24 protein-coding genes, 1 tRNA gene and 1 pseudogene are annotated in these 24960 nt (G+C 71.6%); 14 read left to right on the top strand and 12 right to left on the bottom strand.

All coding sequences use genetic code 11. The features are described 5' to 3' along the window. Positions 1–168 precede the first annotated feature (168 nt). A pseudogene (locus ACIQAK_RS16150) lies at positions 169–653 on the top strand (GNAT family N-acetyltransferase). A gap of 121 nt (positions 654–774) precedes the next feature. On the opposite strand, the gene ACIQAK_RS16145 reads toward ACIQAK_RS16150, so the two are convergent. Further along, the gene (locus ACIQAK_RS16145; RefSeq protein ID WP_366389714.1) at positions 775–2046 is read right to left on the bottom strand and encodes a DUF1343 domain-containing protein; all 1272 of its coding nucleotides are present in this window, start codon (positions 2044–2046) and stop codon (positions 775–777) included. Between the two features lie 307 nt (positions 2047–2353). Between ACIQAK_RS16145 and ACIQAK_RS16140 the strand changes: the two genes are divergently transcribed. The 4 genes from ACIQAK_RS16140 to ACIQAK_RS16125 all read left to right on the top strand — a co-directional run bounded on the left by ACIQAK_RS16140 (position 2354) and on the right by ACIQAK_RS16125 (position 7236). Continuing rightward, positions 2354–3145, top strand: coding sequence for an SDR family oxidoreductase (locus tag ACIQAK_RS16140; protein WP_366389715.1), 792 nt, complete (start codon positions 2354–2356; stop codon positions 3143–3145). After that, positions 3142–5022: an AMP-binding protein gene (locus ACIQAK_RS16135; RefSeq protein ID WP_366389716.1), complete on the top strand. Its 1881-nt coding sequence runs from the start codon at positions 3142–3144 to the stop codon at positions 5020–5022. The genes ACIQAK_RS16140 and ACIQAK_RS16135 overlap by 4 nt, the downstream gene beginning before the upstream one ends. Before the next feature lie 49 nt (positions 5023–5071). Continuing rightward, positions 5072–5665 carry a TetR/AcrR family transcriptional regulator gene (locus tag ACIQAK_RS16130; protein ID WP_366389717.1) on the top strand — a complete coding sequence of 198 codons (594 nt, stop codon included), beginning with the start codon at positions 5072–5074 and terminating at the stop codon, positions 5663–5665. A 245-nt stretch (positions 5666–5910) separates the two neighbouring features. Beyond that, on the top strand, positions 5911–7236 hold the full coding sequence (locus ACIQAK_RS16125; RefSeq protein ID WP_366389718.1) for a M28 family metallopeptidase: 1326 nt from the start codon (positions 5911–5913) through the stop codon (positions 7234–7236). Positions 7237–7294: 58 nt separating this feature from the next. Here ACIQAK_RS16125 and ACIQAK_RS16120 read toward each other — a convergent pair whose 3' ends face one another. Next, positions 7295–8509 carry an acyl-CoA dehydrogenase family protein gene (locus ACIQAK_RS16120; protein WP_366389719.1) on the bottom strand — a complete coding sequence of 405 codons (1215 nt, stop codon included), beginning with the start codon at positions 8507–8509 and terminating at the stop codon, positions 7295–7297. Between the two features lie 6 nt (positions 8510–8515). Then, positions 8516–9538: a phosphotransferase family protein gene (locus tag ACIQAK_RS16115; protein WP_366389720.1), complete on the bottom strand. Its 1023-nt coding sequence runs from the start codon at positions 9536–9538 to the stop codon at positions 8516–8518. A 205-nt stretch (positions 9539–9743) separates the two neighbouring features. Between ACIQAK_RS16115 and ACIQAK_RS16110 the strand changes: the two genes are divergently transcribed. Then, the gene (locus ACIQAK_RS16110; protein ID WP_366389721.1) at positions 9744–10679 is read left to right on the top strand and encodes an NADP-dependent oxidoreductase; all 936 of its coding nucleotides are present in this window, start codon (positions 9744–9746) and stop codon (positions 10677–10679) included. 103 nt (positions 10680–10782) lie between these two features. Here ACIQAK_RS16110 and ACIQAK_RS16105 read toward each other — a convergent pair whose 3' ends face one another. The 3 genes from ACIQAK_RS16105 to ACIQAK_RS16095 all read right to left on the bottom strand — a co-directional run bounded on the left by ACIQAK_RS16105 (position 10783) and on the right by ACIQAK_RS16095 (position 12164). Beyond that, on the bottom strand, positions 10783–11097 hold the full coding sequence (locus ACIQAK_RS16105; protein WP_366389722.1) for a DUF202 domain-containing protein: 315 nt from the start codon (positions 11095–11097) through the stop codon (positions 10783–10785). Further along, positions 11094–11489: a DUF202 domain-containing protein gene (locus ACIQAK_RS16100; protein WP_366389723.1), complete on the bottom strand. Its 396-nt coding sequence runs from the start codon at positions 11487–11489 to the stop codon at positions 11094–11096. Before ACIQAK_RS16100 ends, ACIQAK_RS16105 begins: the two co-directional genes overlap by 4 nt. 165 nt (positions 11490–11654) lie before the next feature. Next, positions 11655–12164 (bottom strand): NUDIX domain-containing protein, encoded by a 510-nt coding sequence (locus ACIQAK_RS16095; RefSeq protein ID WP_366389724.1) that lies wholly within the window; start codon positions 12162–12164, stop codon positions 11655–11657. A gap of 162 nt (positions 12165–12326) precedes the next feature. Between ACIQAK_RS16095 and ACIQAK_RS16090 the strand changes: the two genes are divergently transcribed. Then, on the top strand, positions 12327–13979 hold the full coding sequence (locus ACIQAK_RS16090) for an FAD-binding dehydrogenase (protein ID WP_366389725.1): 1653 nt from the start codon (positions 12327–12329) through the stop codon (positions 13977–13979). An 85-nt stretch (positions 13980–14064) separates the two neighbouring features. On the opposite strand, the gene ACIQAK_RS16085 is transcribed toward ACIQAK_RS16090, so the two are convergent. Continuing rightward, entirely contained in the window at positions 14065–14508 is a 444-nt protein-coding gene (locus tag ACIQAK_RS16085; RefSeq protein WP_366389726.1) for an ASCH domain-containing protein, read from the bottom strand. After that, complete coding sequence (locus tag ACIQAK_RS16080; RefSeq protein WP_366389727.1) at positions 14487–14714, bottom strand: hypothetical protein; 228 nt, start codon at positions 14712–14714, stop codon at positions 14487–14489. Before ACIQAK_RS16080 ends, ACIQAK_RS16085 begins: the two co-directional genes overlap by 22 nt. Here ACIQAK_RS16080 and ACIQAK_RS16075 point away from each other — a divergent pair. Together ACIQAK_RS16075 and ACIQAK_RS16070 are read left to right on the top strand one after the other, a co-directional pair. Then, positions 14713–15684 carry a hypothetical protein gene (locus tag ACIQAK_RS16075; protein ID WP_366389728.1) on the top strand — a complete coding sequence of 324 codons (972 nt, stop codon included), beginning with the start codon at positions 14713–14715 and terminating at the stop codon, positions 15682–15684. The two genes, ACIQAK_RS16080 and ACIQAK_RS16075, sit on opposite strands and share 2 nt — an antisense overlap. Positions 15685–15754: 70 nt before the next feature. Continuing rightward, the gene (locus ACIQAK_RS16070; RefSeq protein ID WP_366389729.1) at positions 15755–17335 is read left to right on the top strand and encodes an APC family permease; all 1581 of its coding nucleotides are present in this window, start codon (positions 15755–15757) and stop codon (positions 17333–17335) included. An 86-nt stretch (positions 17336–17421) separates the two neighbouring features. On the opposite strand, the gene ACIQAK_RS16065 is transcribed toward ACIQAK_RS16070, so the two are convergent. Both ACIQAK_RS16065 and ACIQAK_RS16060 read right to left on the bottom strand, forming a co-directional pair. Further along, the gene (locus ACIQAK_RS16065; protein WP_366389730.1) at positions 17422–18819 is read right to left on the bottom strand and encodes a gluconate:H+ symporter; all 1398 of its coding nucleotides are present in this window, start codon (positions 18817–18819) and stop codon (positions 17422–17424) included. An 11-nt stretch (positions 18820–18830) separates the two neighbouring features. After that, positions 18831–19340 carry a gluconokinase gene (locus ACIQAK_RS16060; RefSeq protein ID WP_366389731.1) on the bottom strand — a complete coding sequence of 170 codons (510 nt, stop codon included), beginning with the start codon at positions 19338–19340 and terminating at the stop codon, positions 18831–18833. A gap of 131 nt (positions 19341–19471) precedes the next feature. Between ACIQAK_RS16060 and ACIQAK_RS16055 the strand changes: the two genes are divergently transcribed. The 3 genes from ACIQAK_RS16055 (at position 19472) to ACIQAK_RS16045 (ending at position 21958) form a co-directional block, all read left to right on the top strand. Beyond that, positions 19472–20173, top strand: coding sequence for an FCD domain-containing protein (locus ACIQAK_RS16055; RefSeq protein WP_366389732.1), 702 nt, complete (start codon positions 19472–19474; stop codon positions 20171–20173). 70 nt (positions 20174–20243) lie between these two features. Then, on the top strand, positions 20244–21329 hold the full coding sequence (locus tag ACIQAK_RS16050; protein ID WP_366389733.1) for an S-(hydroxymethyl)mycothiol dehydrogenase: 1086 nt from the start codon (positions 20244–20246) through the stop codon (positions 21327–21329). Further along, positions 21329–21958, top strand: coding sequence for an MBL fold metallo-hydrolase (locus ACIQAK_RS16045; RefSeq protein ID WP_366389734.1), 630 nt, complete (start codon positions 21329–21331; stop codon positions 21956–21958). Before ACIQAK_RS16050 ends, ACIQAK_RS16045 begins: the two co-directional genes overlap by 1 nt. A 12-nt stretch (positions 21959–21970) precedes the next feature. Here ACIQAK_RS16045 and ACIQAK_RS16040 read toward each other — a convergent pair whose 3' ends face one another. Beyond that, positions 21971–22909 (bottom strand): RluA family pseudouridine synthase, encoded by a 939-nt coding sequence (locus tag ACIQAK_RS16040; RefSeq protein WP_366389735.1) that lies wholly within the window; start codon positions 22907–22909, stop codon positions 21971–21973. Between the two features lie 62 nt (positions 22910–22971). Next, positions 22972–23059 (bottom strand) — tRNA-Leu (locus ACIQAK_RS16035). Positions 23060–23242: 183 nt separating this feature from the next. On the opposite strand from ACIQAK_RS16035, the gene ACIQAK_RS16030 reads away from it, so the two are divergent. Both ACIQAK_RS16030 and chpH read left to right on the top strand, forming a co-directional pair. Then, positions 23243–24577, top strand: coding sequence for a M20/M25/M40 family metallo-hydrolase (locus tag ACIQAK_RS16030; RefSeq protein ID WP_366389736.1), 1335 nt, complete (start codon positions 23243–23245; stop codon positions 24575–24577). A 143-nt stretch (positions 24578–24720) separates the two neighbouring features. Beyond that, positions 24721–24954 (top strand): chaplin ChpH, encoded by a 234-nt coding sequence (gene chpH, locus ACIQAK_RS16025; RefSeq protein ID WP_015607544.1) that lies wholly within the window; start codon positions 24721–24723, stop codon positions 24952–24954. Positions 24955–24960 lie beyond the last annotated feature (6 nt).

The following is a 24960-nucleotide window of genomic DNA, read 5'->3' as shown; positions in this document are numbered from 1 at the left end:
GGAATCGGAACGGCGCGCGGGTGGGTGGTGCGGGGGCGCGGACAGGTGGTGCGAGGGGGCGCGGCGGTGCGCGGACCCTGGTACGCCGACACCCGGGGCCGCCCGCGCCGACCCGCCGACCAGGAAAAACGTGTGGTGTAGGCGAGAGCGGTGCGGTTGGCTGCCCGTATGGCAATCATTTCCCCGCGACTGGAGAAGGTCACCCCCGACACGGTGCTCGACGCCTGTCGGCTGGAAGTCGCTCCCGAGCAGCGGAAGTTCGTCTCGCCGGTCGCGCAGTCGTTGGCCGAGGCCTATGTGCACCCCGACGTCGCCTGGCCCCGGCTGATCTGTGACGGCGACCGCATCGTGGGCTTCGTGATGGCCTTCTTCGACGTCGCGTTCGACTATGACGCCGATGTGCCGGACGCCCCGCGGCGCTCCGGCCTGTGGCGGCTGGCCGTCGCCGCGGGGGAGCAGGGCCGGGGGGGTACGGGCGGTTCGCCGTGGGGGCGGTGAACGAGGAGATCCGCCGGCGCGGCTGGACGGTCTCGACGGTGACCTGGCACCCCGGCGAGGGCGGCCCGGAGGAGTTCTACCTCCGCCTCGGCTACCGCAAGGGGCGGCTCACCGACGACGGCGAGTACCTCGGCGACCTGGACCTGGCGCGCTGAGACGGGCGGTCCGGGGCCGGCGCCCACCGGCGGGCACGGGCAGACCTCGCCCACCGGCCCCCGCCTCGCCGCGTCGTCCCGCCGACCTCGCCCCCGCGCCGCCCCCGCCTCGCCCCCCGCACTACCCCCCGTACCGCAGATACCTCCGCCGCTTCGCCCGGAACGCCGTCAGGTCCGCCCGCCACGCGTCCACCACCGCGTCCGTGTCCGCCCCCGCGTCGATCATGGTGCGGACCCTGGCGTTCCCGGTGAGCTTGTCGATCCAGTTGTCCGGGCGCCAGGCGAAGCCGCTCCATGTCCGCTTCGCCGTCACCAGCAGGGCGATGCCGGTGCGGACCGGGTCGAAGACCTCCCGGTCCTGGACGTGCACCTGCACCCCGCCCACCGTCTTCCCCTGGAACTTGGAGAACGTCGGCGCGAAGTACGCCTCCCGGAAGGCGACCCCCGGCAGCCCCAGCGCGTTCACGGCGGCCGCCCAGCGATGGTCCACGCCCTCCGCGCCCAGCAGCTCGAACGGACGCGTGGTGCCCCGGCCCTCGGAGAGGTTCGTGCCCTCGAAGAGACAGGTGCCGGAGTAGACGAGGGCGGTCTGAGGCGTCGGCATGTTCGGACTCGGCGGCACCCACGGCAGCCCGGTGTCGTCGAAGAAGTCCGAGCGCCGCCACCCTGACATCGGCACCACGTCCAGCCGCACCGGATTCCCGTGCAGGAACTCCGCGTTGAAGAACAGCGCCAGCTCCGCCACCGTCATCCCGTGCGCCTGGGCGATCTCCCGGCGGCCCACGAACGTGGCGAACGCCGGGTCCAGCACCGGCCCCAGCGCCGCCCGCCCGGTCACCGGGTTCGGCCGGTCCAGCACCACCAGGCGCTTGCCCGCGAGCGCGGCCGCCTCCATGCAGTCGTACAGCGTCCAGATGTACGTGTAGAAGCGCGCGCCGACGTCCTGGATGTCGAAGAGGACCGTGTCCACGCCCGACGCGGTGAAGATGTCCGCGAGCGGCTGCCCGCTCTTGAGGTACGTGTCGTAGACCGGCAGCCCGGTCGCCGGGTCGTCGTAGCGCCCCTCCGAACCGCCGGCCTGCGCGGTGCCCCGGAAGCCGTGCTCGGGGCCGAAGACGGCGGTCAGGTTCACCCGGGAGTCGCGGTGCATCACGTCGACGATGTGCCGGACATCGGCGGTGACGCCGGTCGGGTTGGTGACGATGCCGACCTTCTGGCCCCGCAGCAGCCGGTAGCCGTCGGCCGCCAGCCGGTCGAAGCCGGTCCGCACCCGGGCGCGCCCGCGTCCGGGGCCCCGTACGGAAGCGGCGGCTCCACCGGTGCCGGCCGCCGTCGCCGCGAGCGCTCCCACGGCGCCTCCCGCGGCCAGCACACCACGTCGGGACAGGCTCATTCGGCTACCTCCATGATCGCGCCGACTCTTCATGGCCACGCATGACGGCTTCGCACGCTAGCGCGGGTGAGATCGGCGGTCGGGCGCGCCGACGCCGAAAACACCTCATGACCGCACGCTAGCGCGGGTGAGGGCGGCGGGGAACGACCCGGGCCGCGCCGATTCCCCGAGCCGGGCCGCTGCCCCCGCCGACCTGCCGCGGGTCCCTTCCCCGGCTGTTCCCCGCCCCTTCCCCGATCACATACCGACCGGTTAGTCTGCCGGTGCAGACGGGCCGGAGAGCAGGCGTACGGAAGGCGGGACGGCGATGGAGACGGCGGATACGACAGGCGCGGCGGATACGGTGCGGGGCGCCGGCGTGGTGGTCACCGGGGCCGGAGGCGGCATCGGCGCCGCTCTGGCCCGCAGGTTCGCCGAGCAGGGCGCGCGGGTCGTCGTCAACGACCTCGACCCCGCGCGCATCGAGTCGCTGGCGAAGGAGATCGGCGGTATCGCCGTCGCCGGGGACGCCTCGGGCATCGTGGCGGCCGCCCGCGACGCGCTGGGCGGCACGGTGGACGTCTACTGCGCCAACGCCGGACTCGCCTCGCCCGGTGACGCGTTCGCCGACGAGGAGGTCTGGGCCGCGGCCTGGGACGTCAACGTGATGGCCCACGTCCGCGCGGCCAGGGCCCTGCTCCCGCAGTGGCTGGAACGCGGCAGCGGACGCTTCGTCACCACCGCGTCCGCCGCCGGGCTGCTGACGATGATCGGCGCGGCCCCCTACAGCGTCACCAAGCACGGGGCGGTCGCCTTCGCCGAGTGGCTCTCCCTCACCTACCGCCACCGCGGCGTCAAGGTCCACGCGATCTGCCCGCAGGGCGTGCGTACGGACATGCTCACCGCCGCGGGTTCGGCCGGCGAGCTGGTCCTCGCCCCCGGAGCCATCGAGCCGGACGCCGTCGCCGACGCGCTGTTCGACGCGATGGCGGCCGACCGGTTCCTGGTCCTGCCGCACCCCGAGGTCGCCGGGTACTACCGGGCCCGCGCCGAGGACCCCGACCGATGGATGGGCAACATGAACCGCCTCCAGCAGAAGTGGGAGGCGAACGGCGCATGACCGACCAGGCCCCCGAAGACCCGGCCCGCCCCGCCGCGCCCGGCCACGACCCGGCCCGCCCCGCCGCGCCCGACCACGACCAGGCCCCCGAAGACCCGGCCCGCCCCGCCGCGCCCGACCACGACCAGGCCCGCCCCGCCCCGCCCGGCCACGACCTGGCCCCCGAAGACCCGGCCCGCCCCGGCGCGTCGACCGGCGACACGCCGCGCGGTGACTCCCGCTACGCGGCCAGGCCCTGGCTCGCCCTCCTCAGCGAAGCCCAGCGCGCCGAGCTGCACCCGGCCGAGACCGTGCTGCACGCCTTCCGGGACGCGGTCGGACGGGCCCCCGAGGGACTCCCCGCCCTTGCCTACTTCGACGGGCGCCTTACCTACCGCGAGACCGACGCGCTCTCCGACTCGGTGGCCGGACACCTCGCCGCCCGGGGCCTGCGGCGCGGCGACCGGGTCGCGGTCATGCTCCAGAACAGCCCGCACTTCGTCCTCGCGCTCCTCGGCGCGTGGAAGGCGGGCGCCACCGTCGTACCGCTGAACCCGATGTACAAGTCCGGCGAGGTCGGCCACGTACTCAAGGACGCCGGGGTCTCCGCGCTGATCTGCTCGGACCGTGCCTGGGCGGCGTATCTGCGGGAGACCGTGGCGGCCGCCCCGGACCTCGGAATCGCGCTCACCGCCTGCGAGCTGGACCTCCAGAGCGTGGACGACCCCCGCGTCCTCGGCTTCGAACGGCTCCCCGCCCCCGGCCCCGACGACCTCGCCGAGGACCTGCTGACCGTGGCCCGGGCCGGCCACGCGCCCCCGGAAGGCCGGGAGCTCACCGCCGCCGACGTGGCGTTGATCAGCTACACCTCCGGGACCAGCGGCACCCCCAAGGGCGCCATGAACTCCCACGCCAACATCATGGTCAACGCGGAGCGGCAGCGCGCCGGGCACCCCGTCGCCGAGGGCTCCGCCTACTTCGCGCTGGCCCCGCTCTTCCACATCACCGGCATGGTCTGCCAGCTCGCCGCCTGTATCGCCAACGCGGGCACCCTGGTCCTGGCCTACCGCTTCGAGGCAGGCGTCGTCCTCGAAGCCTTCGCCACCCACCGCCCCGCGTACACGGTCGGCCCGTCCACCGCCTTCATGGCCCTGGCCGCCCACCCGGACGTCACCCCGGACCACTTCGCCTCCTTCCAGGTGATCTCCTCCGGCGGCGCCCCGTTGCCGCCCGCGCTGGTGGAGAAGTTCCGCGCCGGCTTCGGCCCGTACATCCGCAACGGCTACGGCCTCACCGAGTGCACCGCCCCCTGCGCCTCGGTCCCGCCCGAGCGCGAGGCCCCGGTGGACCCGGTCTCCGGCACCCTCTCCGTCGGCGTGCCCGGTCCCGACACCCTCGTACGGATCCTCGACGAGACCGGGCAGGAGGTGCCCTTCGGTACGCAGGGCGAGATCGCGGTGCGCGGCCCCCAGGTCGTCTCCGGCTACTGGAACCTCCCCGAGGCCACCGAGGCCGCCTTCCCGGACGGCGAGCTGCGCACCGGCGACATCGGGTTCATGGACGCGGCGGGCTGGCTCTACGTCGTCGACCGCAAGAAGGACATGATCAACGCCTCCGGCTTCAAGGTCTGGCCCCGCGAGGTGGAGGACGTCCTGTACACCCACCCGGCGGTGTGCGAGGCGGCCGTCGTGGGCGTGCCCGACGCCTACCGGGGGGAGAGCGTCCGGGCCTATGTCAGCCTGCGTCCGGGCACATCCGTCGAACCGGGCGAGCTGGGGACGTACTGCAAGGAAAGGCTCGCCGCCTACAAGTATCCGCGCGAGGTGGAGATCCTGACCGAGCTGCCGAAGACGGCGAGTGGGAAGATCCTCAGGCGGGAACTGCGTTCCCCCCGCTAGAACCTCCTCACAACAGTGATCGCACGGTAGGAAAGGCAGGTGGCGGCTCATGGCCAAGGCGACGGAGCAGAACGGCACTCCCGTCCCCCAGAGGCTGCTGGCCGCCGCCACCCGACTCTTCGCCGAGCGCGGCTACGACCGCACCTCGGTCCAGGAGATCGTCGAGGCGGCGGGCGTCACCAAGGGGGCGCTCTACCACTACTTCGGCTCCAAGGAGGACCTGCTCCAGGAGGTCTACGCCCGGGTGCTGAGGCTCCAGCAGGAGCGCCTGGACGCCTTCGCGGACGCCGAGGCGCCCGTCGAGCAGCGGCTGCGCGACGCGGCGGCCGACGTGGTCGTCACGACCATCGACAACCTGGACGACGCCGCGATCTTCTTCCGCTCCATGCACCACCTGAGCCCGGAGAAGAACAAGCAGGTACGGGTGGAGCGCCGCCGCTACCACGAACGGTTCCGGGCGCTGATCGAGGAGGGGCAGCGCAGCGGGGTGTTCTCCACCGCCACCCCCGCCGACCTGGTGGTCGACTACCACTTCGGATCGGTTCACCACCTCTCCACCTGGTACCGCCCGGACGGCCCGCTCAGCCGCCAGCAGGTCGCCGACCAGCTCGCGGACCTGCTGCTGCGGGCCCTGCGCCCGTAACGCCCCTCCACCGAAAGCCATCTCACGGCGCTTCAAACGCGAGACCGTGTTCGTTAATGGAACTGACATGTCCGCTTTCCGCTCTTGACGGAACACTGTCACCTCATTGACCATCGGTCACGCACCGCACAGGTCATCCCCCGTGCGGTGCGCACCACCAGCTCCAGGACCCGGCCGGGGCACCGTGCGGCCGGGTGCCCCCCGCACGTTCCGTCAGTCCCCGAACGGAATCCGGAGCCTCACCCATGAGACCGAACCGCCTCACCCTGCGCAGATCCCCGGCCGCCGTCGCCGCCGTCGCCCTCGCAGCCCTCCTCGGTACCGCCGCGCCCACCGCGCAGGCGGCCCCGGCGGCAGCCGCCGTCGCGGCGCCCGACATCCCGCTGGCCGGCGTCAAGGGCCACCTCGCCCAGTTCTCGACGATCGCCGCGAACAACGGCGGCAACCGCGCCCACGGCCGCCCCGGCTACAAGGCGTCCGTCGACTACGTGAAGGCCAAGCTCGACGCGGCCGGATACACCACGACCATCCAGCAGTTCACCTCCAGCGGCGCCACCGGCTACAACCTCATAGCCGACTGGCCCGGCGGCGACCCGAACAAGGTCGTGTTCGCCGGAGCCCACCTGGACTCCGTCTCATCCGGCGCCGGGATCAACGACAACGCCTCCGGTTCGGCCGCCGTGCTGGAGACCGCCCTCGCCGTCTCACGCGCCGGGTACCAGCCCGACAAGCACCTGCGGTTCGCCTGGTGGGGAGCGGAGGAGCTGGGCCTGATCGGCTCCAAGTACTACGTCAACAACCTTCCGGCCGCCGAGCGTTCGAAGATCTCCGGCTACCTCAACTTCGACATGATCGGCTCGGCCAACGCCGGCTACTTCGTCTACGACGACGACCCGGTCATCGAGAAGACCTTCAAGGACTACTTCGCCGGCCTCGGCGTACCCACCGAGATCGAGACCGAGGGCGACGGCCGCTCCGACCACGCCCCGTTCAAGTCGGCGGGCGTCCCCGTCGGCGGCCTCTTCACCGGCGCCAGCCGGACCAAGACCGCGGCCCAGGTGCAGAAGTGGGGCGGAACGCAGGGCCAGGCCTTCGACCGCTGCTACCACTCCTCCTGCGACACCACGGCGAACATCAACGACACCGCCCTGGACCGCAACAGCGACGCCGCCGCCCACGCGATCTGGACCCTCTCCGCGGGCTCCACGGGCGAGCCGCCCACGGGCACCGTCTTCACCAACGACGCCGATGTCGCCGTCCCGGACGCCGGGGCGGCCGTGACCTCCTCGATCACGGTCTCCGGCCGGACCGGCAACGCCCCCGCCGCACTCCAGGTGGGGGTGGACATCAAGCACACCTACCGCGGTGACCTCGTGGTCGACCTGCTGGCACCGGACGGCACCGCCTACCGGCTGAAGAACTCCAGCAGCGGCGACTCCGCGGACAACGTCATCACCACGTACACCGTCAACGCCTCCGCCGAGGTGGCCAACGGCGTCTGGAAGCTCCGGGTGCAGGACGTCGCCCAGCAGGACACCGGCTACATCAACAGCTGGAAGCTCACCTTCTGACCCAGGTGAAACCCGGGTGCGGCCCCCTCCCCCGGAGAGGGCCGCACCCCCCTGTCCGTCACAGGTACCGCTTGATCTCCCGCCGGGCCAGCGAGCGCTGGTGCACCTCGTCCGGGCCGTCCGCCAGCCGCAGCGTCCGCGCCGACGCCCACAGCTCCGCCAGCGGGAAGTCCTGGCTCACCCCGCCCGCCCCGTGCAACTGCACCGCGGAGTCCAGGATGTCCACCACCGCGCGCGGGGTGGCGATCTTGATGGCCTGGATCTCGGTGTGCGCCCCCTTGTTGCCCACCGTGTCCATCAGCCAGGCCGTCTTCAGCACCAGCAGCCGCAACTGCTCCACCGTCACCCGGGCGTCCGCGATCCAGTTCTGCACGACGCCCTGCCGGGCGAGCGGCTTGCCGAACGCCGTACGTGCCACCGCCCGGCGGCACATCAGCTCGATGGCCCGCTCCGCCATCCCGATCAGCCGCAAGCAGTGGTGGATGCGCCCCGGCCCCAGCCGCGCCTGCGCGATGGCGAAGCCGCCGCCCTCCTCACCGATCAGGTTCGCCGCGGGTACCCGTACGTCGTGGAAGACCACCTCGGCGTGGCCGCCGTGGGAGTGGTCCTCGTACCCGTACACCTGCATGGCGCGCCGTACCTCAAGGCCCGGGGTGTCGCGCGGGACCAGGATCATCGACTGCTGGCGGCGGATGTCGGCGCCGTCCGGGTCGGTCTTGCCCATCACGACGAAGACCGCGCAGTCCGGGTTCATCGCCCCGGAGATGTACCACTTGCGGCCGTTGACGACATAGTCATCGCCGTCCCGGGTGATCCGCGTCTCGATGTTCGTCGCGTCCGAGGACGCCACCTCCGGCTCCGTCATGGCGAACGCGGAGCGGATCTCCCCGGCCAGCAGCGGTTCCAGCCACTGCTTCTTCTGCTCGTCGGTGGCGAACTGGAAGAGGACCTCCATGTTCCCGGTGTCCGGAGCCGCGCAGTTCAGCGCGGTCGGCGCGAGGTGCGGGGAGCGGCCGGTGATCTCCGCGAGCGGCGCGTACTGGAGGTTCGTCAGCCCGGCCCCGTACTCCGCGTCGGGGAGGAACAGGTTCCACAGCCCCTGCCGCCGCGCCTCGGCCTTCAGCACACCCACCACCGCCGGGGTGTCCCACGGCGAGGCGAGTTGGGCCCGCTGCTCCTCGGCGACCGGCTCGGCCGGGTAGACGTGCTCGTCCATGAAGGCGAGCAGCCTGCTCCGCAGCTCCTCGGTACGCGCGTCGAATGCGAAGTCCATGACGGGTCAGCCTTCCTGGAGGGTGGTGAGACCGTGCTCGATGAAGACCGGGACCAGATCCCCGATCCGGTCGAAACCGGCGCCGACGGTCTGGCCGAGGGTGTAGCGGTAGTGGATGCCCTCCAGGATCACGGCGAGCTTGAACCAGGCGAACGCGGTGTACCAGGAGATGGCGGAGGTGTCCCGGCCCGACCCGGCGGCGTACCGCTCGATCAGCTCGGCGGGGGAGGGGTGCCCGGCGGCCCCGCTGGTGGTGGAGACGGGGGAGTGCGGCAGATCGAGGTCGGAGCTGTACATCACGAGGAGCCCGAGGTCGGTCAGCGGATCGCCCAGCGTGGACATCTCCCAGTCCAGGACGGCGTTGATGCGGTCGTTCGGCCCGAGCAGCACGTTGTCCAGGCGGTAGTCGCCGTGTACGACGGTGGGCGCGGGGGACACGGGCAGCTCACGGCCCAGGGAGGCGTGCAGCTCGTCGATGCCGGCCAGGTCGCGGTTGCGGGACGCGTCCAGCTGCTTGCCCCAGCGCCGCAGCTGCCGGTCCAGGAACCCTTCCGGGCGCCCGAAGTCCCCGAGCCCCACGGCCACCGGGTCCACCGCGTGCAGGTCGACCAGCGTGTCGACGAGGGCGAGGACGGCGGCCCGGGAGCGCTCGGGACCCAGCGGGGCGAGCTGCTCGGCGGTGCGGTACGGGGTGCCCTCGACGTGCTCCATGACGTAGAAGGGCGCCCCGAGCACCGTGTCGTCCTCGCAGAGCAGCACCGGCTCCGGCACGGGGACGGCGGTGGGGTGCAGGGCGCTGATCACCCGGTGCTCGCGCCTCATGTCGTGCGCGGTGGCCAGCACATGGCCCAGCGGCGGTCTGCGCACCACCCAGCGGCCGGTCCCGTCGGTGACCGTGTACGTGAGGTTCGAGCGGCCACCCTCGATGAGCCGCGCCTCCAGCGGCCCGCGCACCAGCCCGGGACGCTCGCGGTCGAGGTGTCCGCGCAGCGGCTCGGGGTCGAGACCTGGTGGGGGGACGGGACTCATGGGGCGTACCTCCGGGGCGGTGGAGCGAGGCGGTGGAGTGATCGCTGACCATGATGCCGACCAGTCGGTATGTCGTCCAGTGAACTCCCGTAATCGGGTCCCGGAAGTACCGGCTCGCCGGGCGAGAGTTCACTTGGCTGAACGGAGTTCAGGTATCCGACCGTCCTGAGTTGCGGCCACCGCGACCGGCGCGGAAGGTCGAGGGATGAAGGCGATCAGCTACAGCGCGTACGGCCCGGCCGGCGTCTTGGAGTACGGCGAGCGGCCCGACCCCAAGGTCGGCCCCGACTCGGTCCTGGTGAGGGTGCGGGCCGCGGCCGTCAACCCGGTCGACTGGAAGGCCCGCGAGGGCTACCTCAAGGACGGCCTCGAAGCCGTCTTCCCGGTGATCCCCGGCTGGGACGTCTCCGGTGTGGTCGTGCAACCGGGCATCGCGGTCGAAGAGTTCGCGGCCGGGGACGAGGTGATCGGCTATGTCCGCGAGGACTTCCTCTCCCGCGGTACGTTCGCCGAGTACGTCGCCGCCCCCGTGCGCACCCTCGCCCGCAAGCCGCTGAGCCTGAGCTTCGAGGAGGCCGCGGGCCTGCCCCTGGCCGGGCTCACCGCGTACCAGGTGCTGCACCGCGCCCTGAAGATCCGCAGCGGCGACACCGTCCTCGTCCACGCGGCGGCGGGCGGCGTCGGCTCGCTCGCCGTACAGCTCGCCCGCCACACCGGCTGCCGGGTCATCGGCACGGCGAGCGCCCGCAACCACGAGCACGTCAGGAGCCTCGGCGCCGAACCCGTGGAGTACGGGGACGGGCTCGCCGACCGGTTGCGGGAACTGGCCCCCGAGGGCATCGACGCGGCCTTCGACACGGTGGGCGGCGAAGCGCTGCGGGTCTCGGCCGAGACGCTCGCCGAGGGCGGCAGGCTCGCCTCGATCGCGGACGGCGAGGTCTTCTCCTACGGCGGCCACTACGCCTTCGTCCGGCCCGACGCGGCCGACCTGGCGCACCTCGCGGAACTGGCCGAACAGGGCATCGTCACCGTCCATGTGGACCGGGTCTTCCCGCTGGAGCGGGCGGCCGAGGCGTACCGCCTCAACCAGGAGGGACGCACCCGCGGCAAGATCGTGGTCACGGTGGACCGGGACGGCTGAGCCGCCCAGGGGCGTACGGACAACAGGCGGACCGGGACGCCGGAACCACCCCGGGTGCACTCGGGACAAGCAACCGGGGCGGCCGGACAACCCCATGGGGCACTCAGAACAGCATGACCGCCGCGAACACCGCGAACGCCACCGTGCACAGCGCCGCCACGAGCGCCCCGCGCGGCGCGAGTGGCTCCGGCCGCGCCACGCCCATGTGCACCACCCTGCGGTGGGCCACCGCCAGGAGACCCAGCCAGGCCGGCACGCTCAGCGCCACCGCGACCAGCGCGGCCGGGGTGGCGCCGCTGTGCAGCGCCTGCCGCCCGGCGAGCAGCGCCACCACCGTGGCGGACAGCGTGGTGCGCCGCCAGGCGAGCCGGGTCCGCTCGGGCTGGAGCCCGGGGTCCCGGTCCGCCGCCGCGGTCATCGGCCCTCCCAGCCGAAGAGGACCACCACCACCATCGCCACGGCCACGACCGCGACCACGAGGCCCAGCACCGTCGGGAACCGGGAGACCGGCAGATCCTCCCCGCGCCGCATCGCCCGCTCGCACCGCACCCAGTGGTCGACCGCCCGCAGCGCGCACAGCGCCCCCGCGGCCAGCAGCCCGAGGGCGAGCCCCGCCCGGACGCCCCAGGCCAGCTCCGGCAGGAACTGGTCCACGGCGAAACCCCCGCCGATCAGGGCCAGCGCCGTCCGGATCCAGGCGAGGAAGGTGCGCTCGTTGGCGAGGGAGAACCGGTAATCGGGTGTCTCGCCCTCGTCCCTGATCCGCTGCGGGGCGAACCACAGCCGGACGCTCTGCACGATCTTGTTCACACGGGCACCTTAGGGTTCACGCGGGCACTTCAGGGTTCACGCGGGCACCTGAGGGTTCACGCGGGCGCCTTAGGGTCACGTGGGCACCTAAGGGTTCACGCGGGCACCTTAGGGTCACGCGGGCACCTTGTTCATACGGGCACCGCAGGGGGGTGTCGTCGCCGATCAGGCGGACCGGAACTCCCGCAGCCGCCGGTACGCCTCCACCCCGTCGGGCACCCAGGACCACTCCCCGAGACGCTCCGCCAGCTCCGCGTCGTCCAGGAAGGTGTGCCAGGCGACCTCCTCGGTCTGCGGGGCCACCGGAAGCTCGCACCGCACCTGGTAGACGGCGGACCACCAGGTGTGCTCGGCGCTTGTGTACAGGAACCGGAACAGCGGCTCGGGCTGCGGCAGCCCCGAGACCCCCAGCTCCTCCTCCGCCTCGCGCAACGCCGCCTCGTCGTAGGACTCGCCCGCGCCCACCACTCCGCCGACGAACATGTCGTAGTGCGAGGGGAAGACCAGCTTGGTGGCCGTCCGGCGGTGGACGAACAGACGCCCCGTCGCGTCGCGCGCCTCGATGAAGACGCAGCGGTGGCGCAGGCCCCGGGCGGTCACCTCGCCGCGCGGGGCCCGCCCGACGACCTCGTCGTTCTCGTCGACGATGTCCAGGATCTCCTCGGAAGGCGTCATGCGTTTCATCCAACAGCACCCGGACGGTTGACGTGGCAGCGGCCCGTACCCAAGATCTGACGCACGGGTAACTTGCCGCCCCTCCGACCTCCTCCGAGCTCCTCCGAGCTTCCCCGAGTCCTCCCGTGCCTCGTCCCGAGCCTCCCCGACAGGATGGAACCCATGGCGTACGACGCTGATGTCATCGTGATCGGGGCGGGGCTCGCCGGACTCGTGGCCACCGCCGAGCTGGTCGACGCCGGCCGCTCCGTGATCGTCCTCGACCAGGAGCCCGAGCAGTCCATCGGCGGGCAGGCACACTGGTCCTTCGGCGGCCTCTTCCTCGTCGACTCGCCCGAGCAGCGCCGGCTGCGGATCAAGGACAGCCGGGAACTGGCCCTCCAGGACTGGTACGGCACCGCCGGGTTCGACCGCAAGGAGGACCACTGGCCGAAGAAGTGGGCCGAGGCGTACGTCGACTTCGCGGCCGGGGAGAAGCGTTCCTGGCTGCACCAGCAGGGGCTGCGGATCTTCCCGGTCGTCGGCTGGGCGGAGCGCGGCGGCTACGACGCGACCGGCCACGGCAACTCCGTACCCCGCTTCCACATCACCTGGGGCACCGGACCCGGCGTCGTCGCACCCTTCGAGCGCCGGGTGCGCGCCGGCGTCGCCAAGGGGCTCGTCCAGCTGAGGTTCCGCCACCGCGCCACCGGTCTCGCCCGCACGGCCGGGGCGCTGGACACGGTCACCGGCGAGATCCTGGAGCCGAGCGGGGCCGAGCGCGGCACCGCCAGCGGCCGGGAGGCGACCAGCGCCTTCGAGCTCAAGGCCCAGGCGGTGATCGTCACTTCCGGAGGCATCGGCGGCAACCACGACCTGGTCCGTTCCCAGTGGCCCGAGCGGCTGGGCACCCCGCCCGAGAAACTGCTCTCCGGCGTGCCCGCCCACGTCGACGGCCTGATGCTGGGCATCGCCGAGGAGGCGGGTGCCCACCACATCAACCGCGACCGGATGTGGCACTACACCGAGGGCATCGAGAACTGGAACCCGGTCTGGGCCAAGCACGCCATCCGCATCCTGCCCGGCCCCTCCTCCCTCTGGCTCGACGCCCGGGGCAAACGGCTGCCGGTCCCGCTCTTCCCCGGTTTCGACACGCTCGGCACCCTCGAACACATCATGAAGTCCGGCCACGCCTACACCTGGTTCGTGCTCAACCAGCGCATCATCGGCAAGGAGTTCGCCCTCTCCGGCTCCGAGCAGAACCCGGACCTGACCGGCAAGTCGGTCCGCGACGTGATCGGGCGGGCCCGCGCGGACGTGCCCGCGCCGGTCAAGGCGTTCATGGACCACGGCGCCGACTTCGTCGTGGAGAAGGACCTGGACGCGCTGGTGCGGGGCATGAACGCGGTCAGCGGCGACGGCCTGATCGACGCGCAGGAGCTGCGCCGCGAGATCACCGCCCGCGACCGTGAGATCGCCAACCCCTTCACCAAGGACCTCCAGGTCACCGCGATCCACGGCGCCCGTGCCTACCTCGGCGACCGCCTCATCCGCACGGCGAAGCCGCACCGCATCCTGGACCCGGCGGCCGGCCCGCTCATCGCCGTACGCCTCAACATCCTCACCCGCAAGTCCCTGGGCGGCCTGGAGACGGACCTGTCCTCCCAGGTCCTCACCTCGGACGGCACCCCGCTCCCCGGCCTGTACGCGGCGGGCGAGGCCGCCGGCTTCGGCGGCGGCGGAGTCCACGGCTACCGCTCCCTGGAGGGCACGTTCCTCGGCGGCTGCATCTTCTCGGGCCGGGCGGCGGGCCGAGCGGCGGCGCGAGCCCTGTAGTCCCCGTCCGCAGACCGCGGACACACCCGCAAGTCAAGCCCCTCCGGCGATCGAGGAGCGGGGCCCGGGGCGGCGCCTCGGAGCCTCACCCGGAGGACCCGCCCCCGTCCAACCTGCGCACCACCCGAAACCGCTCAGCCACGATCATCGTCCCGTCGTCCACGGTGAACGACGGATCGCCCAATGCCTCCCGCATCTCCTCGCCGTGCCAGAACCGCTCGTGTCCCGCACGCCATTCGGCCACAGACCGGTACCCCTCGCCCTCGTCGAGCGCATGCTGCAGGTCCACCTCCCCGAGCGGTATCACCCGTACGCCGGTCAGCTCCAGCACCGCCACCTCCCGCCCCTGCGAGTCGATCAACGCGGACCGTTCGCCCACCGGCGGCAGCTCCTCCTGCTCCAGCTCGTACTCGGCCAACAGCCCGGAGGTGGAGACCTTTTCGCCGGAGAGGACCGCCGCCACCAGCTGGTCACGCAACGGGCCGGGAAAGGCGAGGAGAAAGGGTTTCAGAGGTTCACGAGGCTCCATGCCACCAGTGTGTCAGGCGTCACTCCACCTTCGCCCACCCCGCCCGCACGCTGCGCGAATACCTCGCCCGATGCGACAACTTCCAGCCAACTATCCGGAAACGGGCACGAGTTGACGACGGCCTCCCCTTGACTCGGAGCATTTCCTACCGCTTTGCTGTGCGCGATCATCTGCTCGCACACCGCGTCGAAAGAAGTCTGCGGCATGTCCCCGCCTCCGCCGCCCCTGGGCCGCTCCCGACGCCGGGGCGGTCGCTCGGACCATGCCTTCGACCTGGCTCTGGACGACCACGAACTCATCGACGCCCGAACGCAGTTCATCCAGGGGCGATGGGGCGGGGCCCGCGCGCTGCTGGTGACCACCGGGAAGGACTGGGACCGCCGGGGACACCGCGTCCTGGGTCTTGCCGAGATCCCGTCCGCCGTCGACTGGGCCGGCGACTGGCTGCTCGCGGAACCCGAGAGCGCGGACGCCACCACCCTCCTCGGCTGCGCGCGTGTCGTCCGCGCCCTGCGCCCCAAGGCCAAGGCCGACGAGATCGCCCGCGCCCGGCAGGCCTGTCTGGCCGCCGCCCGGATCACCCCCGACGACCCCACTCCGTGGCTCGCCCTTCTCCTTCTGGACCGGGGCCGTGACGACGGCGGCGACGAGTCCGGCAGGCTCTTCGAGGAGGTCCGCTCCCGCCACCCCGAGCATCACCACGCCCACCATGTGATGACCGCGCAACTCGCCGAGAGCCGCCCCGGGAGCGGACAGGACCCGCTCCACGAGGTGTACGACTTCGCCGCCTGGGCCGCCGAACAGGCCCCCGCCGACTCGCCGCTCGCCGTGCTTCCCGTCATCGCCCACGCCGAGCGCTACCGCGTGCTGGTGGCGGCGGGCAGCGAGCCGGACGACCCGGTGGCGTCGGGGCACTGGTCGGGACGGCGGGCCCGGCAGGTGATGAAGGCCGCCTTCGACTGGTGGCTGGAGTGGGAGCGCGAGGATCACCCCCGCCACCGCGTCGACCTCAACTTCCTGGCCCACGCCAAGGTCTGCGAGGGCCGGACCGCCGAGGCCGCCGCCCTCTTCCACCGCATCGGCCGGCATGCCACGGCCGCCCCCTGGTCGTACACGGGCCACGACCCGTACACCGCGTTCACCACCGCCCGCGACCACGCCCTCGGCACCCCCTGACCGGCGCCACCTGAGAAGACCGAAGACCAAGGACCGAAGACCAAGGACCGAAGAAGGGACCACCCCCGCCATGTCGACGGGCAGTTCATCTCCAGGCAGGACCCGGCAGACCGGCACCACCCGGCTGACCGGCGGTACCGGCGGGATCAACACGTACAAGGGTGAGGATCGCGCCCTGCGGGCGAACCGGCTCGGCACCCCCGGTCTGCTGCTCTCCGTACTCGCCGCCAGCGCCCCCCTGATGGTGGTCGCCGGGGTGATGCCCACGGTCTTCGGCGTGATGAGCATCGTCGGCCAGCCCCTGCTCTACGTCATCCTGGGCGCCGTCCTGATGCTGTTCAGCGTCGGCTACGCGGAGATGAGCCGCCACGTCCACAACGCCGGCGCCTTCTACGCGTACATCGCCCGGGGCCTGGGCCCGACGGCAGGCGCGGGCGCCTCACTCGTGGCGCTGGTCGCGTACAGCGCGATGCAGGTCGGCATCTACGGCATCCTCGGCTTCGAGGTCTCCGGCATCCTCTCGACCTACGCCGGCATCGACGTGCGGTGGTGGATACCCGCGCTGATCTCGGTGGTCGTGGTCGGCGTCCTCGGCTGGCTGAAGATCGACCTGAACGCCAAGGTCCTCGGCGTCCTGCTGGTCGTCGAGTGCCTCCTCGTCGTGGTCTTCGACATCGCCGCCGTGTCCCAGCCGGGCCCCGAGGAGCTCTCGCTGCAGGCGTTCAACCCCCAGACCCTCACCGGCGCCGGGCTCTCCACCGCGCTCTGCTTCTGCATCGCCGCGTTCGTCGGCTTCGAGCAGGCACCGGTCTACGCCGAGGAGACCAGCCGCCCGCAGATCGTGGTCTCCCGGGTGATGTTCCTCGCCGTCGGCTACGCGGCGCTGTTCCTCGCCATCAGCTCCTGGGCCCTGACCGTCGCCGCCGGCCCCGGCTTCATCGCCGACACCTCCCTCAAGGAGGGCCCCGGCATGCTGTTCGGCCTCACCGAGGAGCGGCTCGGCGCCACCTTCACCGACGTTCTGCACATCCTCTTCGTCACCGGCATGTTCGCGGCGCTCCTCAGCTTCCACAACGTGGTCGCCCGCTACGCGTTCGCCATGGGCCGCGAAGGGCTGCTGCCCGCCCGTTTCGGCCGTACCAACCGGGCGAGCGGCGCACCGGGCACCGGCTCGCTGCTCCAGTCCCTGGTCTCCGTCGTCATCGTGCTGGCCTTCGCCTTCACCGACGGCAACCACATCGGCGACCCCACCGTCCCGGTCCTGCGCCTGTTCACCTGGATGGGCAACGTCGGGGCGCTGGGCGTCATCCTGCTGATGGCCGCCGCCTCCTTCGCCGTCATCGCCTTCTTCGTCAAGCGCGGTGCGGGCCGCGCCCAGGCCCCGCGCCTGGTCGCCTCCGGCCTCGCCGGGATCGCGCTCCTGGCGATCGCCGTCTTCACCGTCCGCGACTTCGACGTCCTGGTGGGCTCGGGCCCCGGCTCGGCGCTCAACTGGCTGCTGCCCGGCGTGATCGTCCTGGCCCTCGTCGGCGGTCTGATCTACGGAGCCGTCCTGCGCTCGGTCAAGCCCGAGGTGCACGCCCGCATCGGCCTCGGCAACGAGGCGTTCCAGCTGGAGAAGGCGGCCGAGAGCGAGGCCGTCCGCCGCTGAGCCGAACACCCCGTGCGCACGGACGCGCCCGCCCCGGTCGACGGGGGCGGGCGCGTCCGTGGTCGCGTACGGAGGTGGTCCGGCCGCTACAGCAACAGCGACAGCAGCATGATGAAGGCCATCGCCACCACCGAGATGAGCGTCTCCATCACCGACCAGGTCTTCACGGTCTGGCCGACGTCCATCCCGAAGTACTCCTTCACCAGCCAGAACCCGGCGTCGTTCACATGGCTGAAGAAGAGTGAACCGGCGCCGACCGCGAGGACCAGCAGGGCCGCGTGCGAGGTCGACATGTCGGCCGCGAGCGGGGCGACCAGACCGGCGGCGGAGATCGTGGCGACCGTGGCCGAACCGGTGGCGAGGCGTATCGCGACGGCGATCAGCCAGCCGAGCAGCAGGGCGGGGATCGACCAGTTCTCGGAGAAGTCCAGGATCATCTGGCCCACCCCGGCGTCGATCAGCGTCTGCTTGAAGCCGCCGCCGGCGCCGACGATCAGCAGGATCCCGGCGATCGGCGCGAGCGACTTCTCCACGGTCCCGGAGAGCCGGCCCTTGGTGAACCCGGCGGCCCGGCCGAGGGTGAACATGCCGAGCAGGACGGCGGCGAGCAGGGCGATCAGCGGGGAGCCGATGACGTCCGTGACCCGTTGGACGTGGTTCTCGGGGTCGTCCACCACGATCTCGACGAGGGCCTTGAGCAGCATGAGCACGACCGGCAGCAGGATCGTCACCAGGGTGGCACCGAAGCTCGGGCGACGGTCCAGCTCCTCGGACGGGCGCTGCGGGATCATCTTCTCCGGTGGCTCGATGTCCACCCAGCGCGCTGCGTAGCGGGCGAAGACCGGACCGGCGATGATCACCGTCGGGATGGCGACCAGCACACCGAGCGCCAGAGTCACACCGAGGTTGGCGTCCAGCGCGTCGATGGCGACCAGCGGGCCGGGGTGCGGCGGGATGAGCCCGTGCATCACGGAGAGTCCGGCCAGCGCCGGGATACCGATCCGCATCAGCGAGAAGTTGCCGCGCTTGGCGACGAGCAGCACCACCGGGATCATCAGCACGATCCCGACCTCGAAGAAGAGCGGCAGGCCGATGATCGAGGCGATCAGGACCATCGCCCACGGCATGGCCCGCCGGCTCGCCTTCGCCAGGATGGTGTCGACGATCTGGTCGGCGCCGCCGGAGTCGGCGAGCAGCTTGCCCAGAATGGCGCCGAGCGCGATGAGCACGCCCACGCTGGCGACCGTGGAGCCGAGGCCGGCGGTGAAGCTGGCGATCGTGTCGGCCGGGGCCGCTCCCGCGAAGGAGCCGAGTGCCAGCGAACCGATGGTCAGCGCCAGGAAGGCGTGCATCTTGAGCTTGGTGATCAGGAGAACGATGACGGCGATGCCCGCCAGAACGGCGATGCCCAACTGCGCGTTGCCTGCCGACGTGATCGGTTCGGCGGCGTCCGCTGCCAGCATCTCGACGCTGAGACTGGTCACGGTGATGATCCTCAGGTGTCGAGCCGGCGCAGTGCGGCGACGGCTCGCTGGGTGATTTCCTCGGGGGTGCCGGACACGTCGACGCTCACCCCGGCCTCGTCGGCCTGGAGCGGCTGCAACGTCGCGAACTGGGAGTCGAGCAGCGCGGTGGGCATGAAGTGGCCCTTGCGCTCGGCCATCCGCTCCTCGATCAGTGCCCGGTCGCCGGTCAGATGCACGAAGACGGCGCCCGGCGCCCCGTCCCGCAGCCGGTCGCGGTAGGCCCGCTTGAGGGCCGAGCTGGAGACGACTCCGCCGAGCCCCGCCCGCCCGTGCGCCCACTCACCGATGGCATCGAGCCAGGGCCCCCGGTCGTCGTCGTCCAGCGGGGTGCCGGCCGACATCTTCTCGATGTTCGCCGGGGGATGGAAGTCGTCGCCCTCGGCGTACGGGACGCCGAGTTCGTCGGCGAGCAGGGGACCGATCGTGGTCTTGCCGGTTCCTGCTACGCCCATCACCACGACGACATGGGGGGTGCTCATAGGGTGCCTCGCTGTCTTCGTCGACATCGGTCCGTCGCGCTACTGAAACCTATTAGGTACGACTTATTCAAGAGTCTGTGATGCAAAAGTCGTACTTTTTGTTCCCCAGGGTCGCCCCGTAGGCTTGACCCATGACCACACAGAGCCAGGGGCTGCATACCCATGTGCTGGACGCCCTGGGTCTGGAGATCTCCTCCGGTCAGTGCCCGCCCGGCAGCGTCCTACGCACCGACGAGCTCGCCCAGCGCTTCGACGTCTCCCGCACGGTCGTCCGCGAGGTGGTCCGCGTCCTGGAGTCCATGCACCTGGTCGAGTCCCGCCGCCGGGTCGGGGTGACCGTCCGCCCCACCGAGACCTGGAACGTCTACGACCCCCGGGTCATCCGCTGGCGCCTGGCCGGCGCCGACCGCCCGCGCCAGCTGCGCTCCCTCACGGTGCTGCGCTCCGCGATCGAACCGGTCGCCGCCTCCCTCGCCGCCCGCCACGCCACCGCCGAGCAGTGCGCCGAACTCACCGAACGCGCCCTCGGCATGGTCGCCACCTCCCGCGGCCAGCAGCTGGAGGGCTACCTCGAACACGACATCGCCTTCCACCGGATCGTCCTGAACGCCTCCGGCAACGAGATGTTCGCCCGCCTCGGGGACGTCGTCGCCGAGGTGCTCGCGGGCCGCACCCACCACCAGGTGATGTTCGAGGACCCCGACCCGGCCGCCGTCACCCTGCACGTCCGGCTCGCCGAGGCGGTCCGCGAAGGCGACCCGGAGGCGGCCGAGCGGATCACCAAGGAGATCGCGGTCGGCGCCCTGCACGAGCTGGACGTGCTGGCTCCCTAAGGGGTGTCCCGAGGCGTACGGTGGTCCGCGTTCGATCTTCGTGAAATCTCAGGAGCAGGGAGAGCACGGTATGGCGCAGCAGGTGCAAGGGGTCATCGCACCGGGGAAGAACGAGCCCGTGCGGGTCGAGACGATCGTGATCCCGGACCCCGGTCCCGGGGAGGCCGTCGTGAAGATCCAGGCGTGCGGCGTCTGCCACACCGACCTGCACTACAAACAGGGCGGGATCAACGACGAGTTCCCCTTCCTCCTCGGCCACGAGGCGGCGGGCGTCGTGGAGTCGGTCGGCGAGGGCGTCACGGACGTCGCCCCCGGCGACTTCGTCATCCTCAACTGGCGTGCGGTGTGCGGGCAGTGTCGTGCCTGTCTGCGCGGTCGCCCCTGGTACTGCTTCGACACCCACAACGCCAAGCGGAAGATGACGCTCCTCGACGGTACGGATCTGTCGCCCGCCCTCGGCATCGGCGCCTTCGCCGAGAAGACCCTGGTCGCCTCCGGCCAGTGCACCAAGGTCGACCCCGCAGTCGCCCCCGAGGTCGCGGGACTGCTGGGCTGCGGTGTGATGGCGGGCATCGGCGCAGCCATCAACACCGGTCAGGTCGGGCGCGGCGACTCGGTCGCCGTCATCGGCTGCGGCGGCGTCGGCGACGCGGCCATCGCCGGGGCCCGCCTCGCGGGTGCGGCGAAGGTCATCGCGGTCGACATCGACGACCGGAAGCTGGCGACGGCGAAGACGATGGGCGCCACCCACACCGTCAACTCCCGCTCCACCGACGCCGTCGAGGCGATCCGCGCCCTCACCGACGGCAACGGCGCCGACGTCGTCATCGAGGCCGTCGGCCGCCCGGAGACGTACGAGCAGGCCTTCTACGCCCGCGACCTCGCCGGAACGGTCGTCCTGGTCGGCGTCCCCACCCCGGACATGAAGCTCGAACTACCGCTCCTGGACGTCTTCGGCCGCGGCGGCTCGCTCAAGTCCTCCTGGTACGGCGACTGCCTGCCCTCCCGCGACTTCCCGATGCTCGTCGACCTCCACCAGCAGGGCCGCATCGACCTCGCCGCCTTCGTCACCGAGACGATCGGCCTGGGCGACATCGAGCAGGCCTTCGCCCGGATGCACGACGGCGACGTCCTCCGCTCGGTGGTGGTCTTCTGATGAGCGCCCGCATCGACCACCTGGTCACCTCCGGCACCTTCGCCCTCGACGGCGGCGAGTGGGACGTCGACAACAACGTCTGGATCGTCGGCGACGACACCGAGGCGATCGTCATCGACGCCGCGCACGACGCCGCAGCCATCGAGGCCGCGCTCGGCGGCCGTACGCTGCGCGCCATCGTCTGCACCCACGCGCACAACGACCACATCGACGCGGCCCCCGCCCTCGCCCGGGCCACCGGCGCCCCGATCCTGCTGCACCCGCACGACCTCCCGCTGTGGCTGCGCACGCACCCGGAACGGACCCCCGACGGCCCCCTCGCCGACGGGCAGGAGCTGGAAGTCGCCGGCACCACCCTGACGGTCCTGCACACCCCGGGCCATGCCCCCGGCAGCGTCTGCCTGTACGCCCCCGACCTGGCCACGGTCTTCACCGGCGACACGCTCTTCCGGGGCGGCCCCGGCGCCACCGGCCGGTCCTTCTCGGACTTCCCGACGATCATCGGTTCGATCCGGGACCGACTGCTCACCCTGCCGGGCGACACCACGGTCCGCACGGGCCACGGCGACCCCACCACCATCGGCGCCGAGGCCCCGCAACTCGACGACTGGATCAAGCGCGGCCACTGACGACCGCCTACGTCACTCCTCGGGCCAGGCGGAGAGCCGCAGCCCGCTCTCGAAGCGGCGCGGCTCCCCGCTGACCGGATCGGTGAACTCCAGCCGTCGCGCCAGCAACTGCAACGGCCGCGCCCAGTCCTCCACGACCCCCTCCGGCTCCACCACCGGATACAGCGGATCGTGGACGATCGGCACCCCCAGCGCGTTCATATGGACCCGCAGCTGATGCGTCCGCCCGGTAGCGGGCAGCAGCCGGTAGCGCCCGACCCCGCCCCGGTGCTCCACCAGCTCCACCCGGCTCTCACTGTTCGCCTCACCCGGCTCCTCCCGGGCTGCGAGCACCCCGCGCTCCTTCACGATCCGGCTCCGTACGGTCCGGGGGAGGACCAGCTCCGGGTCGTACGGGGCCACCGCCTCGTACTCCTTGTCCACCAGCCGGTCCCGGAACAGCGTCTGGTACGCCCCCCGCTCCTTCGGCCGCACCACGAAGAGCACGAGCCCCGCGGTCAGCCGGTCCAGCCGGTGCGCGGGCTGGAGCGCGGGCAGCCCCAGCTCCCGCCGCAGCCTCGCCACCGCGGTCTCGGTGATGTGCCGCCCCCGGGGCGTGGTGGCGAGGAAGTGCGGCTTGTCGGCGACCACCAGGTGCGCGTCCCGGTACACGATCCCGATGGGGAAGGGCACCGGCTCCTCGGCCGCGAAGTCCCGGTGGAACCAGAGACTCCGCCCGGCGGTGTACGGCTCATCGCCCCGCACCGCGACCCCGCCGGCCCCGACGAACCGCCCCTCGTCGAGCATCGCCGCCACCCGCGCGGCCCCGATCGCCCCGCCGAACCGCGCGACCAGATGCTCCCCGACCGTCCCCCAGCCCCCGTCCGGATCCTCCGGCAGCCGCACCCGTACGGCATCGATGCCGCCTCGCTGGGGAAGGGGCGCTGCGGGCGCCTTCCTGCGGCCCCTCATCGTCGCCCCTCTCCGCCGTGGCCCGGTGACGCAAAAGAGCCCCACCGAAGTGGGGCTCCTGCTGGTGTCCGAGGGGGGACTTGAACCCCCACGCCCGATAAAGGGCACTAGCACCTCAAGCTAGCGCGTCTGCCATTCCGCCACCCGGACAAGGTGTCTGTCTCGCGGGCCGTGCCCGTTCCGACGTGGAAAACCATAGCAAACATTCGAGGGTGCTCGATCACGCCCCGATGGCTGTGAACGGTGCGTGACGGGGGGTGTACGGCCTTGGGTGTGGGCCGTGGGCGCGGGAGGATGAGGGGGAGCAGCACAGCGACAGCGGAAGGAAGCAGCGTGAGCGAGAGCAGCACGGGCAGCACCGTCAGCGGCGGCAACGCCGAGAGGGAGGTCGTGGACCTCTGTCGCGACCTGATCCGGATCGACACCAGCAACTACGGTGACCACTCGGGCCCCGGCGAGCGGCTCGCCGCCGAGTACGTGGCGGAGAAGCTCGCCGAGGTGGGTCTGGAGCCGCGGATCTTCGAGTCGCACAAGGGCCGCGCCTCCACCGTCGCCCGGATCGAGGGCGAGGACCCCTCCCGGCCCGCCCTGCTCATCCACGGGCACACCGACGTCGTGCCGGCCAACGCCGCTGACTGGACGCACGACCCGTTCTCCGGAGAAATCGCGGACGGCTGCGTCTGGGGCCGGGGTGCCGTCGACATGAAGGACATGGACGCGATGACCCTCGCGGTCGTCCGCGAGCGGATGCGCACCGGCCGCAAGCCCCCGCGCGACATCGTGCTGGCCTTCGTCGCCGACGAGGAGGCGGGCGGTACGTACGGGGCCCGCTACCTCGTCGACCACCACCCCGGGCTCTTCGAGGGCGTCAACGAGGCGATCAGCGAGGTCGGCGGGTTCTCGTTCACCGTCAACGAGAAGCTGCGCCTCTATCTGGTGGAGACGGCCCAGAAGGGCATGCACTGGATGAAGCTCACCGTGGACGGCACCGCCGGGCACGGGTCGATGATCCACAAGGACAACGCGATCACGGAGCTGTCCGAGGCGGTCGGGCGGCTGGGGCGGCACAAGTTCCCGGTGCGCGTCACCAAGACGCTGCGGCACTTCCTGGACGAGCTCTCGGACGCGCTCGGCACCGAGCTGGACCCGGAGAACATGGACGAGACGCTGGCCAAGCTCGGCGGCATCTCCAAGCTGATCGGGGCCTCGCTGCAGAACACCGCCAACCCCACCCAGCTCGGTGCCGGCTACAAGGTCAACGTGATCCCGGGCCAGGCGACCGCCCACGTCGACGGCCGGTACCTGCCGGGGTACGAGGAGGAGTTCCTCGCCGATCTGGACCGGATCCTGGGCCCCAACGTCAAGCGCGAGGACGTGCACGCGGACAAGGCGCTGGAGACCACGTTCGACGGCGCCCTGGTCGACGCCATGCAGACCGCCCTGGTGGCCGAGGACCCGATCGCCCGCGCTGTGCCGTACATGCTCTCGGCCGGCACCGACGCCAAGTCCTTCGACGACCTGGGCATCCGGGGCTTCGGCTTCGCCCCGCTGAAGCTGCCGCCGGAGCTGGACTTCGCGGGGATGTTCCACGGTGTCGACGAGCGGGTCCCGGTGGACGGCCTGCAGTTCGGCGTGCGGGTGCTCGACCGGTTCATCGACCACTGCTGACCGGCCCCGCACGCGATTCGACCGCCTGTGCGTATCTGACCGAAAGAGTGAAACGCGTCGTTCACACGTAGCTCTGCCCCATCCTCCTCGTTACAAGGTGTGCGGTCCGCGGCTGGGACCGCGTTTTCCAACTAGGAGGAATCATGATCAAGAAGGTCGTCGCAGTTGCGGCTGCCACCGGTGGCCTCGTTCTCGCGGGTGCGGGCATGGCTTCCGCCGACGCGGGCGCCCAGGGTGCGGCCATCGGCAGCCCCGGCGTGCTCTCCGGCAACGTCGTCCAGGTCCCGGTCCACGTGCCGATCAACCTGTGCGGCAACACGGTCTCCGTGATCGGGCTGCTGAACCCCGCCTTCGGCAACACCTGCGTCAACGCGTGACGTTGT

The sequence above is a fragment of the Streptomyces sp. NPDC088706 genome (assembly GCF_044752765.1).
Classification (GTDB): domain Bacteria; phylum Actinomycetota; class Actinomycetes; order Streptomycetales; family Streptomycetaceae; genus Streptomyces.
Note: the sequence above shows the minus strand (reverse complement) of the source record. Positions and strands in the feature narration are given on the sequence as shown.

Coding starts and splice junctions, on each gene's coding strand:
- ACIQAK_RS16050 (WP_366389733.1), top strand. CDS start 20,244: ATGGCGCAGCAGGTGCAAGGGGTCATCGCACCGGGGAAGAACGAGCCC.
- ACIQAK_RS16135 (WP_366389716.1), top strand. CDS start 3,142: ATGACCGACCAGGCCCCCGAAGACCCGGCCCGCCCCGCCGCGCCCGGC.
- ACIQAK_RS16120 (WP_366389719.1), bottom strand. CDS start 8,509: ATGGACTTCGCATTCGACGCGCGTACCGAGGAGCTGCGGAGCAGGCTG.
- ACIQAK_RS16090 (WP_366389725.1), top strand. CDS start 12,327: ATGGCGTACGACGCTGATGTCATCGTGATCGGGGCGGGGCTCGCCGGA.
- ACIQAK_RS16110 (WP_366389721.1), top strand. CDS start 9,744: ATGAAGGCGATCAGCTACAGCGCGTACGGCCCGGCCGGCGTCTTGGAG.
- ACIQAK_RS16070 (WP_366389729.1), top strand. CDS start 15,755: ATGTCGACGGGCAGTTCATCTCCAGGCAGGACCCGGCAGACCGGCACC.
- ACIQAK_RS16105 (WP_366389722.1), bottom strand. CDS start 11,097: ATGACCGCGGCGGCGGACCGGGACCCCGGGCTCCAGCCCGAGCGGACC.
- ACIQAK_RS16125 (WP_366389718.1), top strand. CDS start 5,911: ATGAGACCGAACCGCCTCACCCTGCGCAGATCCCCGGCCGCCGTCGCC.
- ACIQAK_RS16075 (WP_366389728.1), top strand. CDS start 14,713: ATGTCCCCGCCTCCGCCGCCCCTGGGCCGCTCCCGACGCCGGGGCGGT.
- ACIQAK_RS16055 (WP_366389732.1), top strand. CDS start 19,472: ATGACCACACAGAGCCAGGGGCTGCATACCCATGTGCTGGACGCCCTG.
- chpH (WP_015607544.1), top strand. CDS start 24,721: ATGATCAAGAAGGTCGTCGCAGTTGCGGCTGCCACCGGTGGCCTCGTT.
- ACIQAK_RS16085 (WP_366389726.1), bottom strand. CDS start 14,508: ATGGAGCCTCGTGAACCTCTGAAACCCTTTCTCCTCGCCTTTCCCGGC.
- ACIQAK_RS16130 (WP_366389717.1), top strand. CDS start 5,072: ATGGCCAAGGCGACGGAGCAGAACGGCACTCCCGTCCCCCAGAGGCTG.
- ACIQAK_RS16140 (WP_366389715.1), top strand. CDS start 2,354: ATGGAGACGGCGGATACGACAGGCGCGGCGGATACGGTGCGGGGCGCC.
- ACIQAK_RS16115 (WP_366389720.1), bottom strand. CDS start 9,538: ATGAGTCCCGTCCCCCCACCAGGTCTCGACCCCGAGCCGCTGCGCGGA.
- ACIQAK_RS16145 (WP_366389714.1), bottom strand. CDS start 2,046: ATGAGCCTGTCCCGACGTGGTGTGCTGGCCGCGGGAGGCGCCGTGGGA.
- ACIQAK_RS16040 (WP_366389735.1), bottom strand. CDS start 22,909: ATGAGGGGCCGCAGGAAGGCGCCCGCAGCGCCCCTTCCCCAGCGAGGC.
- ACIQAK_RS16060 (WP_366389731.1), bottom strand. CDS start 19,340: ATGAGCACCCCCCATGTCGTCGTGGTGATGGGCGTAGCAGGAACCGGC.
- ACIQAK_RS16095 (WP_366389724.1), bottom strand. CDS start 12,164: ATGACGCCTTCCGAGGAGATCCTGGACATCGTCGACGAGAACGACGAG.
- ACIQAK_RS16045 (WP_366389734.1), top strand. CDS start 21,329: ATGAGCGCCCGCATCGACCACCTGGTCACCTCCGGCACCTTCGCCCTC.
- ACIQAK_RS16080 (WP_366389727.1), bottom strand. CDS start 14,714: ATGCCGCAGACTTCTTTCGACGCGGTGTGCGAGCAGATGATCGCGCAC.